The organism is Microcoleus sp. AT9b-C3 (assembly GCF_036705485.1).
Classification (GTDB): Bacteria; Cyanobacteriota; Cyanobacteriia; order Cyanobacteriales; family Microcoleaceae; genus Microcoleus.
Genome location: NZ_JAUBUR010000014.1, coordinates 45,739 through 60,266 on the forward strand (window position 1 = coordinate 45,739; position 14,528 = coordinate 60,266).

A 14,528-nucleotide genomic window follows, 5' to 3' on the forward strand; every position below is an offset into this window, starting at 1 on the left:
CCTAGACTTGATGAAGTTAATTTGAAAAGTTTAGCTTTCATTCATCTCTGTAAATTAAAGTTGGTTCTTTATGACACTAGATAGACCCTCAATTTCATCACAAGTCGCACAGTTTCTGCCCATGCCTCAAGACTCTTCTAGCCAGACAGTCCACGAGCCTAAAAAAGCCTTGAAATACAACCGAGAGCTGTCCTGGAAAATCGCATCTAGCTTAGCTACGAGTTTTAGATACGCTTGGGGGGGTCTGAGTTATGCTTTTGAAACTCAGCGCAATTTTCGGATTCACACTGTTATTGGCACTTTGGCGATCGGACTCGGCCTATTTTTGCAACTGAAACCTGTAGAAATATCTGTGATCGGCGTCACCATTGGCATAGTTTTAGCAATGGAACTATTGAATACGGCGATCGAATCCGTGGTAGACTTGACAGTCGGGCAATCTTACCACGAACTAGCCAAAATTGCCAAAGACTGCGGTGCCGGAGCGGTTCTGGTATCGGCAATGGCTGCGATCATCGTCGGTACTGCACTTCTGCTGCCTCCTTTGTGGGCAGTCGTTCAAATTGCGATCGCCCGTCAGTAACTTATTGGGCGATCGCAAATTTTAGGTTTTAGATGACAAATTTGAGATTTTTAGTTTTATTCGTCTATATTGCAGCTATTTTTATCTTCGGCATCTATCTAAAATCTTGAAACCCTTGCTTTCAGACAGCGAGTTAACCTAAAATCTAAAATCTAAAACCTAAAATCTAACTTAACCCGTGATTATAGTCATCGATAACTACGACAGTTTTACATACAATTTGGTACAGTATCTAGGAGAACTCGGTGCTGAGTTGCCCGTAGCAAGCGAAGTGCAAGTCTACCGCAACGACCAAATTTCTTTAACAGAAATTCGCCAATTACAGCCTGCCGCCGTGGTGATTTCTCCAGGCCCGGGACGGCCGGAAGATGCGGGAATTTCTCTGGAATTAATCAAAGAGTTGGGGCCGACTCTGCCAATTTTAGGCGTGTGCCTCGGACATCAAAGTATCGGTCAAGTATTCGGCGGCAAAATTGTTTCTGCACCCCTGTTGATGCACGGCAAAACTTCTCAGGTAGAACACACAGGAGTCGGAGTTTTTCAGGGCGTGGAATCGCCGATGATTGCAACTCGCTATCACAGTTTAGTAATTGAAAAGCAGAGTTGTCCAGAAGTTTTGGAAATTACCGCTTGGGTTGAAGACGGAACTATTATGGGCGTGCGGCACCGGGAATATCCGCACATTGAAGGTGTACAATTTCACCCGGAAAGTATTTTGACGACTTCCGGAAAGCAATTATTGCGAAATTTCTTAGAAAGACTTTAGTTGGGTTTTGAATTGTGAGTTTTTCTGTAAAGCTTTTGGGTGCGCAATGCGCACCTTACGGTTGAGTATTTCTGGATTTGTAGGGTGCGCATTGCGCACCTTAATGTTGAGTGTTTTTAAGTTTGTAGGGTGCGCAATGCGCACCTTACGGTTGAGTATTTCTGGATTTGTAGGGTGCGCATTGCGCACCTTACCTTAAAACTAGATCGCACTTTTCGCACCTGGCGGTGTTTTGTGGTATAACAACAGACGACCAACACCCGATAACCGCAACCACAAGATGAAACGGCGACAATTAATACGTTACGCACAGACGGGTTTGCTAGCAGCTTTCTTCACTGGTTTACCATCTGCATGGGAAAGCTATCAAGCTCAAACTGCTGATTCTTTGTCGGTTCAGTGGTTGGGCCACACTTGCTTCTTGTTCGCCGGAGGCGGTGCGAGGGTGCTGGTGAATCCTTTTCGCCCCCTAGGCTGTACCGCAGGCTATCGCTCTCCTAAAGTGCCAACAGATTTGATTCTGATTAGCAGTCGCTTGCTTGATGAAGGGGCGATCGACGGATTTGCGGGCAATCCCGGCCTTTTGTACGAGCCAGGGGCTTACAGGTCTAACGGGCTGCGGATTCAAGGGATTCGGACGGAAAAAGACCGTGAGGGAGGAAGGCGATTTGGGGTCAATGTGGCTTGGCTGTGGCAGCAAGCGGGCGTTAAGATTTTACACTTGGGCGGAGTTGCTGGCCCGATCGGCATTGAAGAACAAATCTTGATCGGGCGGCCAGATTTAGTGCTGATTCCCGTGGGCGGCGGGCCGAAAGCTTACACTCCGGCGGAAGCGAAGCAAACTTTGCAACTTCTCAAACCGAAGATGGTGATTCCGACACATTTCAAAACCCAAGCCGCCGATGCTGCTGCGTGCGATTTAGTGCCGCTAGATGAATTCTTGGCGCTGATGGATGGTACGCCGGTGCGCCGATTGAATAATGACACGATTTCGATCAAAGCTGCTGACTTACCCCAAACGGGTTCGGTGATTGAGGTTTTGAGTTACAGATTTAGCGGTTGATGCCAGATTTCTTAGGTTGCGTTATATTAAGGAAGTTTTGTTCGATCGGGGATGCAAGAGAAATTTCTCTCTACCTTAGCCTCTGGCAACCTTGCCTTTTGTCGAGATTTGGCTAACATAACAATTCATGTTCACTGTTTTATCTCATAAGGAAATGCAAGCGAAATGAAAAATCAAAATTTACCTAGCTGGATGAAACAATTGACAGGTTTCGCAGGAATAATCGGCGCTAGCGCGTTAATCGGTTTCCCTGCTTGGGCTCACATCACCTCCAACACCAATGTTGCTAATGCAACTCAAACTCAACAAGTTGCAGGAAATGTGAAAACCGCTGCTTCACCGGCACCAACTGGCGCTTCACCGGCATCAACTTCCGCTGCTAAGGATATTGTTGGTATTGCATCGGGCGACCCTCAATTCAAGACGCTGACAAAGGCTTTGGAAGCAGCCGACTTGGTTGCAACTTTACAAAGAAAAGGCCCTTTCACTGTTTTTGCACCGACAGACGCGGCATTTGCTGCTTTGCCAGAAGGAACTGTGGAGAATTTGCTCAAACCGGAAAACAAAGCCAAACTTACTAAGATTTTAGCTTACCACGTTGTTCCTGGTTCGGTTGTATCAACTAGCCTAAAATCCGGCGATGTTGCAAGTGTGGAAGGCAGCTCGCTGAAGGTAGCAGTTAACGCAGGCAAAGTTACTGTCAGCGGCGCTAATGTTGTGAAAGCTGATATCAAAGCTAGCAACGGCGTGATTCACGTAATTGACAAGGTGCTGATGCCGCCCGATGCGAAGTAAGACTAGGGGTTTTTGCATCAATTGAGATCGAATTCGGTTAAATGAACGGGAAGTAAGGACACAACATTGTTGTGTCCTTATTTGTATGGCAGGCAATTCAGAATTAATACAGATAAAGCTTTAGCTAGCAGCAGGTACTTACCACAAAGAATTGGTTTAAAGCCGGAACCCTTCTAGGGAGAAATTAAAAGAAGACTATTCATTACTCCAATCCTCTTCCTTCCAGTTAGAGGTCGCTATCAACTGTCAACTGTCAACTGTCAACTGTCAACTGAAAAAAATGGCTGCCAACCCTTACCCCGATAGCCAAAATCGAAGATTTCGGGATGGAGAATTTCAGCTAAAATTTCTAACGAATCAACCAATCTCGGCCCCGGTCGATTAAAGTAAGAATTGCCATCAGTTATGTAAACTTTCCCCGTTTTTACAGCTTGCAAATTAGGCCATTCTGCGTATTTAGTTATCTGCATTGCTTCGCTGCGAGTGCGGTTTAAATCAAACCCACAAGGCATGAAAATAATTACATCGGGATTAGCTTCTACTAGCGATTCCCATTTTAACCAAGGGGAATGTTCCCCGACAATTCCAAATAGCGAATTGCCTCCCGCCATTGCCACTAATTCGGGAATCCAGTTACCCGCAGCCATCAAAGGCTCAATCCACTCGATGCAGGCTACTTTGGGAAATCTCTCTTTTGTGGTAAGAATAGATGATGCTTGTGTTTTCGAGGTAATAGCATTGATGCGGGATTGCAAAAGGTCGAGCGCACTTTTGCCATCTACACCCAAAGCCTCAGCAACTCGCTGAATATCCGTCCAGATTTCTGCTAGCAGATTCGGCTGCAAAGAAATAATTTCCGGCTTGCTATTTACCAGCGTGCTTACTGCTTGTTCAACCTCTGTTAGAGAACAAGCGCAGACTTCACATTGAGCTTGAGTAATAATGTGAGTCGGCTGCAATTTTTCCAAAGTATCTATTTCTACTTTATACACGCTTAGGGCATTTTGCAACAATTCTGTCACGCGGTTGTGAATTTCGCTGCTAGTTCCTTCGGGATTGAATTTAGGCTGAGTGCAAACAGGTAAATTTTGGATTTCTGGGGGATAGTCGCATTCGTGGGAACGACCCACAATTGCATCGGTTAATCCTAAAAGTGCTACAATTTCGGTGGCACTGGGAATTAGAGAGACAATTCTTGGTTGGTTCATTGGTTTTCTGTTTTTTACTGCTTAGCAAGTACAGGCAAAGCACAGGCGGGACGCCCGTGCCACTATAAAAGGGATTGTTAAATTTTTAGTTTTTTTAAGTATTGCAAATCTTGCCATGCTTGAATGAGATTACCTTGCATCAGAGCCGATACACCGTTTAAAATTCTAATTTCCGGTAGATTGGAGTTAAGAGCGAGAGCGGGTTTTAAGGCTGTTTGAGCAGCTTTGGGATGCCAGCCGTACAGGTGTACGAAAGCGAGATAGGCGTAAGCGTAAGGGTTTTTTGAGTCGAGTTGAGTGACTTTTTCTAAGGCTGCGATCGCACTTTCGACATTCTGCTGCAATACTCTAGAAAATGCCAAAGCATAAGCCAATTCTAGATTATTTGGTTCCTGTTTCAACCGATATTCTAACGTTTGTTCCGCTTGCACGGTATAATCTTGAATTGGATCGTACTGATTGATGCGCCCAATCTGCTCGAACACAGGTTCTAAACCTGGCAATCCTTTGGGTAAATTAACCGCCATCGCTCGCAATTGAGTCACCAAATCTAACTCAGGCTTATCTGTATTATCCTCGTTTCCACGCTCTGCCTGAGAACGCATATCCAGAGGCTCTGCCTCGATCTTAACACTAACTGCCGACACATTAATCGGATAAGTTTCGCCGGTTTTCCGATTTAGATAAGTAGCTTGCAGATGGTAAGTTCCCGGTGCAATATTAGCAGGAGGAAGCATCGCCGTGCGATCGACAACTCGAAACCCCACAGCAAATTTATCCGCTTCCAGAATCCCCGGATGCAAAGTCGCCTGGGCGATCGCGCGATCGTGTAAAATCCTGAAAGTCTGTCCCGGTGGAATATTGCCAGACTGCTGATTTTGCCACGTTACCAACACTAAACCAGACTGCAACTGCTGCCAAGGCCCAGACCAAGTATAAGTAACCGGCAGCGCCACTCCGGGAACTGCTTTTGCAGCGACAGTAACTCGATCTAATTGTACTTGCGATCGCGCTTCATTCAACGGCTGTATTTCGACAGGCTGTACTCGCTTGCGATAAAGATTTAAATTAGTATAATCTGGCAAAATCCAAGTTTTTTGTAACTCAAATTTATCGCCTTTTTCAATCGCAGTAACCGCTGCCTTTTGAGCTTGTTTAATCCGTTCCCGAATCGAACCTTGCGGGCCACTTTTAGTTACGAACCAAGAGAGCGATCGCACATCTTGCGGCACGTCTTTTAAATTCGTTCCCACCTGCCGCCCGTAAACCTGAAAATTCGCCAAAGCACCGTAAAAATTTAAATTATGCTGATTAATTTCCGGCGTCGAAGGCAACACGCCTAAAGTAGATTGCAAATAAGGTTCCTTATCAATAATCTCTGCAATTACCTCTCGGTGCGGCCACTCTTTCCCCAAGTAAGGATAGTGAGAATTGCCGGGACTGATAATTTGGGCTAAGCTATGTCCAAAAGCACCTCCCAGCGGCCAGATATGCAACAGCATTGCCAGAATTGCCAAGCCAATTGTACCCCAGCGAATTTGTCGTCCCCACCGAGAAGGCCACAGCGTTAAACAGTAGGCTAAGAAAATAGATAAAACGGGCAAATAAGGTATCACATATCGGTCGTCTTTGTTGATATTTAGAGAATTAATTAAATAAGCTCCTCCCCAGAAAACAGCCAGCCATCGGCAGGAGTTGAGATGCAAGATTGACGAACTATTTTGCCGACGACGCCAATAAAGTATCAATCCTACTAAGGGAATAAGTAACAGAGGCCAAGAAATGTGTTCGGGTAAGTGTTGACCGTAGTAAATCCAAGCGTCGATCGTATTGAGGGCCGGATCTCCTTCGGCGATCGCAGAATCCAGCGTTGCCCGTTTTCCCCCGGTCAAAATTAACAGCCAATTGGTTTTCGCCCACGGCCCAAACACCGCCACCGACAGCAACAGAGCACCAGTTAACTGACCTAATCTTCCCCAAGCTTTTTGCCGCACCGCACCCACAGCCAACCACACAATCGGGGTAAACAGAAATAATACGGTAGTGTGTTTAACTAATATTGATAAGCCGAGAGAAATTCCAAAGGCGATCGCCCAAAAGAAAGACGACGGGGAGAGGGGGAGATTGGGGGAGGGGGAGAGGGGGAGATTGGGGGAGGGGGAGAGGGGGAGATCCGGAGAATGGGGAAAATCTTCCTTGATTTCTCTTCCTTCTTCCTTCTTCCTTCTTCCTTCTTCCTTCTTCCTTCTTCCTTCTTCCTTCTTCCTTCTTCCTTCAGAAGCCTTCCACATAGTCAGACAATAGAAAGCAAAAGTAATCGCAGCAGTGAGGGGATAGTCGAGCAAAAATTGCAAGCGGAACCGATAAAGTCCCGGTAACAAAACGCAAATTGCAGCGGCCCACAAACCGACTTGCCTGTTAAACAGTTGGACGCCCAGACTGTAGACTGAGGCGAGGAGAATTGCACTAAATAATAAATGAACGAGGGTTGCCCGATCGCCCCCAGTACCGAAAACCTGAAGAAACGGAACGGTTAAGATGTATGCCAAGGGCGGAATTTTCGTCGAAAGCAGCCAGAAGTTTGTCCACCACTCCCCGGAAAGCCACTGAGGATGCTGCAATGCCTGCAAGTATTTCAGGCTGCTAGTCAGGTAGTCTGCTTGATCCCACGCCGGGACAGATCGATCGAGGGCAAACCAGAGGCGATCGCTAATTGCCCCCAGCAGCCAAATTATGCCCAAGACAAGCAGACTCTTACTCCCGCTGTCCCGATGTTGCTGTGCCATTGCGATTTTTGGATTTTAGGTTGCAGCTTTTAGCTTACAGGCGGGCGGTTCCGGGCGATCGAAAATTAATTTAGAAAAGTGCTTGCTAAATTCTGTATGTGTCTGCTAAGATAGTAAAGCGCGAAAAAACAAGCCGGGATAGCTCAGTTGGTAGAGCAGTGGACTGAAAATCCACGTGTCACGAGTTCAAGTCTCGTTCCTGGCATCGCAAAGCCCTCACAAAGTTGAGGGCTTTTTTTTATGTATAAAGTTGAGCCAACAAAATAATCACCAATGGCATTCAAGTCTCGGCTTGCAGTTGGAGAGACAAAGCATCGGCTCATCCCTGAACCTCTCGTGCCTTGCGAAACTTTTCCTGCAATTGCTCGCACGCAGTCTCTAACGGGATTCCCTCACCCCGTGATAGTTCCGCCTCCGCTTCCTCCACCGAAGAGCGAACCTCCTCCACCCACTCCCAATAAAGCTTCCGCGTTTGAGTCAAAGTCTGGAGGGCTTTTGTAATCACCTCTTCCGGCGAGCTAAACTGACAAGAGTGCTAATTGTGCTTCGATTAATTTCACCTGCTCAGGACTCAAAGTAATATTCATAAAAATCTCCGGGAGTCTCGCTAACACAAATCCCTTTTCTAAGAATAGCGCTACTTTCTGGGCAGTGCGATCGTCTTGAGGGCCGATCGCTTGAGACCGATCGCCCGCTCAAGGACAATTTAAATTAAGTTGCTGCAATTTACCAACTTTAGAATAAAGATAACTGTGCTTCTCTGATTTCCTTGTCGCCCAAAAAATTATCTATTCTATTAGCGACAATCTCACAGTAATCAGCCCTAATTTCAAATCCAATAACTTGACGCTGCAAACCCAGAGCCACAATTGCTGTAGTCCCGGAACCCATAAACGGATCTAAAACAATGTCGTTTAAATTTGATGCAGACTTGATGATGCGATCGACAACAGCAACAGGAAATTGAGCGGGGTGAGGCGTGCGTTCTTTTGAAGCTCGGTTTTTCCCAGACGTAACTTTTGGGAACTGCCAAACATCCGTCGGATTTTTGCCTTTTAAGTTTACTTTAATCTTGCCATTCTTTTTCTGATTCGGATATTTCACATTTGGGTCGCGCACTTCATCCAAATTAAATGTATACTTATCTTGATTTTTTACATACCATAGAAACTTTTCATTGCGAGGTGAAAAGAACTTGCTGCCCGCAACTCCCGCGCCGTAGTTCCAGACAACTTCTTGAATCAGATAAAAAGGCACTTTGTCCCAAAGTAGGTATGAAATCGGAATTGCTTTGGCCCGATCGCGAATTGACAAATAACCTAAATTCAGCCAAAACGCTCCTCGATCGAGCGTTACCCGGTAAACCTGCGCTATCCACTGCTCGCACCAGTTTAAATACTCATCTAACACCAAGGATTTTTCGTACTCTTTGCCGATGTTATAAGGCGGGCTGGTAACGGTTAAATCTACAAATTGAGCGGGCAGCACCTTCAATGCTTCCAAACAATCCATGTTATAAATTACGCAATTAGGAGCTTGAAAGTACGGTTTACCTAGAATCTTCGCGATATCAGTCAAGCTCATGAAATATTAGAGAGATATTTTGTTGACAAAGTGTAAAATTTATAGTAAGTGAGTTTAGAAATATTGTCAAACTCATCTGGACTGGGGAATCGCCCTGCCGGAAACAAAAGGTTACAATCAAAAATAGATTCTATTTCCATAACATTACTGTTTATAGCTTGAACTTCTCTGTGCCCAATAACAACACCTCAACTCAATCCTTTCAATTTGACTCAATTGACAGCGCCCTCGCAGACCTCAAAGCAGGTCGCCCCCTGGTAGTAGTCGATGACGAAAATCGCGAAAACGAAGGCGATGTGATTTGTGCCGCCCAATTCGCCACCCCCGACAACATCAATTTCATGGCCGTGAACGCGCGGGGTTTGATTTGTCTGGCCTTAAGTGGCGAAAGGCTCGATCGCCTGGAACTGCCCCTCATGGTCAGCAAAAACACGGACAACAACCAAACAGCCTTCACCGTCAGCATCGATGCAGTCAACGGCGTCAGTACCGGTATCTCCGCCGAAGACAGAGCCCGCACCATCCAAGTCGCCATCCACCCGGACACCAAACCTCAAGACTTGCGCCGTCCCGGTCACATTTTCCCCCTGCGGGCGATCGACGGTGGCGTCCTCAAACGCGCCGGTCACACCGAAGCTTCGGTTGACCTCGCCAGACTCGCGGGCCTGTATCCCAGCGGCGTCATCTGCGAAATTCAAAACCCCGACGGTTCGATGGCGAGGTTGCCCGAATTAATCGAGTACGCCAAACTCCACAACCTAAAAATAATCAGTATTGCCGACTTAATTAGCTACCGACTCAAGCACGATCGATTCGTCCGCCGCGAAACCGTCGCCAAATTGCCCACTCAATTCGGCGAGTTTATGATTTACGCCTACCGCGACACCCAAGACAATTCAGAACACGTTGCTATTGTCAAGGGCGACCCGGCAGAATTTAAAGACAAACCCGTGATGGTGCGGGTGCATTCCGAATGCTTGACCGGCGATGCTTTGGGTTCCCTGCGCTGCGACTGCCGGATGCAACTGCAAGCGGCACTGAAAATGATCGAAAATGTCGGTTCTGGCGTCATCATTTACTTGCGCCAAGAAGGTCGAGGTATTGGATTGGTAAATAAACTAAAAGCTTACTCGCTGCAAGATTTGGGATTGGATACGGTAGAAGCCAACGAACGGTTGGGATTTCCCGCCGACTTGCGAAACTACGGCGTCGGAGCACAAATGCTCAACGATTTGGGAGTTAAAAAAATTCGGTTGATTACCAACAACCCCCGCAAAATAGCAGGTTTGAAAGGTTACGGGATTGAAGTAGCCGATCGCGTCCCCTTACTAATTGAAGCCACAGATTACAACTCGATCTATCTGGCAACAAAAGCCGAAAAACTCGGTCATATGCTACTGCAAACTTATTTAGTAACAGTGGCGATTCAGTGGAACGAAACGAAGGAAGAAGGTAGAAGCCAGAAAACAGAAGGAAAAGAGGAAGATGCTGCTATTCAAAATCGGTACGAACACCTCGAAAAACTGCGGCATTTGGCGGCTAACCAGCACTTGCTGCTGCAAGAAGAAGCGCGGCCGGTGGGAATAGCCCTTTTCGGAGAAGGCTCCCTCATCGTTCACCTCGGCTTCGATCAAGCCGGACTCGCAGCCCCCGACTGGTACAAAGATCCAAACCATCCTTATGTCAGGGCGATCAGCAAAATTCTGGGCGAAATCAGCACTGAGCCGAATTTGCAAACATTAGAATTCATGGTTTCCTCCGGTGGAGATCCGCTCAAAACCCTGCAAGTCCAGCTCGATCGAGAAACCTTCCCCCTCGGACAAGTCGCGTCCGCGTGCGCGAGGCTTCAACCTCAAAAAATTTATAGTTTTGCTCCTATTCCCGATTGAGCTATCGGAATGCCAAGCTATGCTCAAAGAATAGAAAGGGCGAATTTACATGGAAATGAACGTTGGTGACTTTCTGCACCGGCTCGACCTCAGGGGACAAGCGCTTAAAGGCACCAACCTCGGCGGTGCGGAACTCCGGGGAGCAAACCTCAGAGGCACCGACCTCCGAGAAACCAACCTCAGCGACGCTAATCTCAGGTATGCAGACCTGATCGAAGCCGACCTCAGCGGCGCTAATCTCAGCGGGGCGGATTTAGCTGAATCATTTCTTAATTTAGCTAACCTCACTAGAGCTGATTTGACTGGTGCTGTCCTCCGAGAAGCTACTCTGGTAGGAGCCGAACTCACGGGCGCCAACCTCCAACAAGCAAGTTTGATCAAGGCTAATTTAGTTGGAGCCAATCTCCACGAAGCCAACTTAACCAGAGCCAACCTCAGCGGGGCAGATTTGCGCGGTTCTCAGTTGAGTGGCGCCATTTTAGACAAGGCGGTATATAACAACCGGACTATCTTTCCCGAGGATATTGATCCGGGTGCAATGGGAGCATTTTTGCTAGCTCCCAATGCTTCGCTCCCTGGCTTAAATCTGGCTATGGTAGATTTGACCGAAGCCGATTTAAAAGGAGCCGATTTGCGGCGGACAAACTTATACAAAGCTATTTTATTTGGCGCAAAACTCGATCGGGCAAACTTAACAGGAGCCAACCTCAGCGCAGCGGACTTGAGGGAAGCTAGTTTGAGCGGCACAATTTTGGAGAAAGCTGTTTACAGCAACAAAACATTGTTTTCAGAAGGCATTGACCCCTCTCTGGGCGGAGCTTATTTAATTGCTCCCAATGTATCGCTGCAAGGGGTAAACTTAACCGGAGCCGACTTAAACGGGTCAGATTTAAGCGGAGCTAATTTGAGCGGTTCTAACTTAAGTTCGGTCAATCTCAAAAATGTAGACCTCAGCAGAGCCAGCTTAAAAAAAGCTTACCTCAAAGGTGCAAACTTGGAGCAAACAGATTTGAGAGGAGCCGATTTAAGCGGCGCAATTTTACACCAAGTAAACTTTAGTTCTGCTGACCTCCGGGGTGTAGACTTAACAAGGGCTGACCTCAGCGGCGCTAATTTAAGGGATGCCGATTTGAGGGAGACAGATTTCACCGGAGCTACTTTGCTGTTCGCTAACTTGAGCGGGGCAGACTTGAGAGGTGTAGACTTGACAAAAGCTGACCTCAGCGGCGCTAAGTTAAACGAAGCTGACCTCAGAAAAGCAGATTTGATGAGAGTAAATTTGGAGGGAGCAGATTTAACTGAGGCAGACTTGAGCGATGCTCATTTATTCCGAGTTAATCTTAGAGGTGCTAACCTGAAAGGTACTAACCTCAAAGGCGCAAGTTTAAAAGGGGTATTTTTGACCGATGCTTATTTGAGCGAAACCGATTTGGCCGATATACATCTGAGTCCGAGTTTTTTTGAATTGCCACTAGAATCGGAATGGTAATTAGTTGACTGTTAACAATCGAAAATCTACAATCAAAACTCGCCCCGCGAAAATTGCCCGATTATTAACAATCGAAAATCTCAAATCTAAAATCTAAAATGGATCGACCGTTAGGCTCTGTTATTCAAGGTTCCCTGAGCAAGGGATTAGAAGTGCGACTGCACGCCGACGTTTCGGTGGAAGATATGAGGGTGGGGAAATTTCTAGTAGTGCGGGGGGTGCGATCGCACTTTTTCTGTATGCTCACCGACGTGTCTCTCGGAACTTCTAGCGCCCGCATTTTATCGAATCCTCCCAATCCCGACGACGATTTTCTTCTCGCAGTGCTAGCCGGTAGCAGCACCTACGGTACGATCGAACTGTCGCCGATGTTGATGTTGACTGCTGAAAGAGAAAAACAGCAGGCAATTTTCGACCCGACGAAAAACGGCGGAGTTCGCGAGAATAAGCTGGCGTTAGGAAATTTGGCTTCTTTTGAGTCACAAACCGGCGCGGATATTGAGTTGCTACCTGTCAAAACTATTCCCAGCCACTTTTCGCAGGTGTTTGATGCCAAAGAAACTGATTTTCGGGCAGTTTTTGGCTGGGAAGATGACCCGTACCGCCGCAATTTTGCGATCGGCAAACCGATTGACATGGATGTTGCTGTTTGCTTGGATTTAGACCGATTTGTGGAACGCAGCAACGGCGTTTTTGGCAAGTCGGGAACAGGAAAATCTTTTCTGACGCGCTTGCTATTGTCGGGAATTATTCGCAAGCAAGCTGCTGTTAATCTAATTTTTGATATGCACTCGGAGTACGGGTGGGAAGCTGTTTCTGAAGGGAAACAGTTCAGCACTGTTAAAGGTTTGCGGCAGTTGTTTCCCGATAAAATTCAGATTTATACCCTCGATCCAGAATCGACCAAACGCCGGGGAGTCCGCGACGCTCAAGAGTTGTTTTTAAGTTTCGATCAAATTGAAGTGGAAGACATCGCGCTGGTGCAGCGCGAGCTAAATTTGTCGGAAGCTAGTATCGAAAATGCGATTATTTTGCGAAATGAGTTGGGAAGTGGTTGGATCAACAAGTTGCTGGAAATGACCAACGAAGATATCCAAATGTTTTGCGAAGAAAAGCGGGGAAATAAGTCTTCGATAATGGCTTTGCAGCGGAAGTTAGAGCGATTGAATGATTTGAAATACATTCGGAAACGCTGTCCAAAAAATTATGTAACTGAAGTTTTGCAGTGTTTAGATAGTGGAAAAAATGTAGTAATTGAGTTCGGTTCGCACTCGGATTTGCTGTCCTATATGTTGGCGGCAAACGTGATTACTCGCCGGATTCACCAAGCTTACGTGCGGAAAGCTGAGAAGTTTTTGCAGAGCAAAAATCCGTGCGATCGCCCGCAGCCGTTGGTGATTACCATAGAGGAAGCTCACCGCTTTCTCGATCCGGCGATCGTGCGATCGACTATTTTCGGTACAATTGCCAGAGAAATGCGAAAATACTTTGTCACCCTACTGATTGTAGACCAGCGTCCCTCCGGCATCGATGCCGAAGTCATGTCGCAAGTCGGAACACGCATTACTGCTTTGCTAAACGATGATAAAGACATCGATGCTATTTTTACTGGCGTTTCAGGAGGGCAGAGTTTGCGTTCAGTTTTGGCAAAACTCGACTCCAAACAGCAAGCATTAGTTTTGGGGCACGCCGTACCGATGCCCGTAGTCGTGCAGACTCGTCCTTACGACGAGCAATTCTACAGAGAAATCGGGGATATTGACTGGCAAGAAATGCCCGACGAACAAGTATTTGCCGAGGCAGAAGCTGCTAAAATGGATTTGGGATTTTAGATTGACAACTGCTAGATTCATTACAGAACTTAGGCAAAGGTTACTCTAAATTAGTCTGGGCGCAGAATTGGCGATCGCTGGCAATGACAGAAATATCAGATTTTTGCCTCAGTTATAAACGCAAAAGTGCGATCGAACCTCAAAAAATTAGCCCCCAGCTTTCAGTCAGAAGCTTTTCCCCCTTCACCCCCTCACCCCTCATCCTAAACTGCCCAAAATTTGCATAAGCTTAAACATGATGGAGATGATGGAGCGTAGGGGCACAATGAAAGTCAAACAGGGCAACAGCCAGCCTTTATACACCTTGTCGTTACTCGTAGCAGAATTGGATTAGCATATTTAAATAAAAATGTCAATAAATATTTTAAACAGTTACTCGCATCTAATACGGCGATGGAGTTCGGTTATCTCGCATCCCACCATCTAGGCAGCGAGAAAATTTCAAGCGATGATAGAACAGAGAGCAAAAAAAGCCCTCGAATTGCATGAGTCTGTTTGCCTGAGCCTATTTGCATGAGTATTGTCAAGTTAAG

11 protein-coding genes and 1 tRNA gene are annotated in these 14,528 nt (G+C 46.6%); 8 read left to right on the forward strand and 4 right to left on the reverse strand.

What is annotated here, in order from left to right:
• Positions 1-70: 70 nt before the first annotated feature.
• From QUB77_RS14855 to QUB77_RS14870, 4 genes are all read left to right on the forward strand, one after another.
• On the forward strand, positions 71-583 hold the full coding sequence (locus QUB77_RS14855; protein ID WP_333068132.1) for a diacylglycerol kinase family protein: 513 nt from the start codon (positions 71-73) through the stop codon (positions 581-583).
• 178 nt (positions 584-761) lie between these two features.
• A complete protein-coding gene (locus tag QUB77_RS14860) occupies positions 762-1,349 on the forward strand; it encodes an aminodeoxychorismate/anthranilate synthase component II (RefSeq protein ID WP_333177358.1) in 588 nt (195 codons plus the stop codon).
• Between the two features lie 280 nt (positions 1,350-1,629).
• Positions 1,630-2,412 (forward strand): MBL fold metallo-hydrolase, encoded by a 783-nt coding sequence (locus tag QUB77_RS14865; RefSeq protein ID WP_333177356.1) that lies wholly within the window; start codon positions 1,630-1,632, stop codon positions 2,410-2,412.
• 165 nt (positions 2,413-2,577) lie between these two features.
• Complete coding sequence (locus QUB77_RS14870; RefSeq protein ID WP_333177352.1) at positions 2,578-3,207, forward strand: fasciclin domain-containing protein; 630 nt, start codon at positions 2,578-2,580, stop codon at positions 3,205-3,207.
• A 260-nt stretch (positions 3,208-3,467) separates the two neighbouring features.
• Here QUB77_RS14870 and QUB77_RS14875 read toward each other — a convergent pair whose 3' ends face one another.
• Entirely contained in the window at positions 3,468-4,415 is a 948-nt protein-coding gene (locus QUB77_RS14875; protein ID WP_333177349.1) for a cobalamin-binding protein, read from the reverse strand.
• A gap of 77 nt (positions 4,416-4,492) precedes the next feature.
• Positions 4,493-7,201, reverse strand: coding sequence for a phospholipid carrier-dependent glycosyltransferase (locus tag QUB77_RS14880; RefSeq protein WP_333177347.1), 2,709 nt, complete (start codon positions 7,199-7,201; stop codon positions 4,493-4,495).
• 132 nt (positions 7,202-7,333) lie between these two features.
• Between QUB77_RS14880 and QUB77_RS14885 the strand changes: the two genes are divergently transcribed.
• A tRNA-Phe gene (locus QUB77_RS14885) sits at positions 7,334-7,406 on the forward strand.
• Between the two features lie 114 nt (positions 7,407-7,520).
• Here QUB77_RS14885 and QUB77_RS14890 read toward each other — a convergent pair.
• A complete protein-coding gene (locus QUB77_RS14890) occupies positions 7,521-7,706 on the reverse strand; it encodes a hypothetical protein (protein WP_333177343.1) in 186 nt (61 codons plus the stop codon).
• Between the two features lie 230 nt (positions 7,707-7,936).
• Positions 7,937-8,785 (reverse strand): site-specific DNA-methyltransferase, encoded by an 849-nt coding sequence (locus QUB77_RS14895; protein ID WP_333177340.1) that lies wholly within the window; start codon positions 8,783-8,785, stop codon positions 7,937-7,939.
• Positions 8,786-8,955: 170 nt separating this feature from the next.
• Here QUB77_RS14895 and ribBA point away from each other — a divergent pair, with 170 nt between their 5' ends.
• From ribBA to QUB77_RS14910, 3 genes are all read left to right on the forward strand, one after another.
• A complete protein-coding gene (gene ribBA, locus QUB77_RS14900; protein ID WP_333177337.1) occupies positions 8,956-10,674 on the forward strand; it encodes a bifunctional 3,4-dihydroxy-2-butanone-4-phosphate synthase/GTP cyclohydrolase II in 1,719 nt (572 codons plus the stop codon).
• 49 nt (positions 10,675-10,723) lie between these two features.
• Positions 10,724-12,163, forward strand: coding sequence for a pentapeptide repeat-containing protein (locus tag QUB77_RS14905; RefSeq protein WP_333177335.1), 1,440 nt, complete (start codon positions 10,724-10,726; stop codon positions 12,161-12,163).
• A gap of 98 nt (positions 12,164-12,261) precedes the next feature.
• Entirely contained in the window at positions 12,262-13,995 is a 1,734-nt protein-coding gene (locus QUB77_RS14910; RefSeq protein WP_333177333.1) for an ATP-binding protein, read from the forward strand.
• Positions 13,996-14,528 lie beyond the last annotated feature (533 nt).

Excerpts from the sequence above, each read along its gene's own strand:
- QUB77_RS14855 (WP_333068132.1), top strand. The coding sequence starts at position 71 with ATGACACTAGATAGACCCTCAATTTCATCACAAGTCGCACAGTTTCTG.
- QUB77_RS14865 (WP_333177356.1), top strand. The coding sequence starts at position 1,630 with ATGAAACGGCGACAATTAATACGTTACGCACAGACGGGTTTGCTAGCA.
- QUB77_RS14870 (WP_333177352.1), top strand. The coding sequence starts at position 2,578 with ATGAAAAATCAAAATTTACCTAGCTGGATGAAACAATTGACAGGTTTC.
- QUB77_RS14875 (WP_333177349.1), bottom strand. The coding sequence starts at position 4,415 with ATGAACCAACCAAGAATTGTCTCTCTAATTCCCAGTGCCACCGAAATT.
- QUB77_RS14880 (WP_333177347.1), bottom strand. The coding sequence starts at position 7,201 with ATGGCACAGCAACATCGGGACAGCGGGAGTAAGAGTCTGCTTGTCTTG.
- QUB77_RS14895 (WP_333177340.1), bottom strand. The coding sequence starts at position 8,785 with ATGAGCTTGACTGATATCGCGAAGATTCTAGGTAAACCGTACTTTCAA.
- QUB77_RS14905 (WP_333177335.1), top strand. The coding sequence starts at position 10,724 with ATGGAAATGAACGTTGGTGACTTTCTGCACCGGCTCGACCTCAGGGGA.
- QUB77_RS14910 (WP_333177333.1), top strand. The coding sequence starts at position 12,262 with ATGGATCGACCGTTAGGCTCTGTTATTCAAGGTTCCCTGAGCAAGGGA.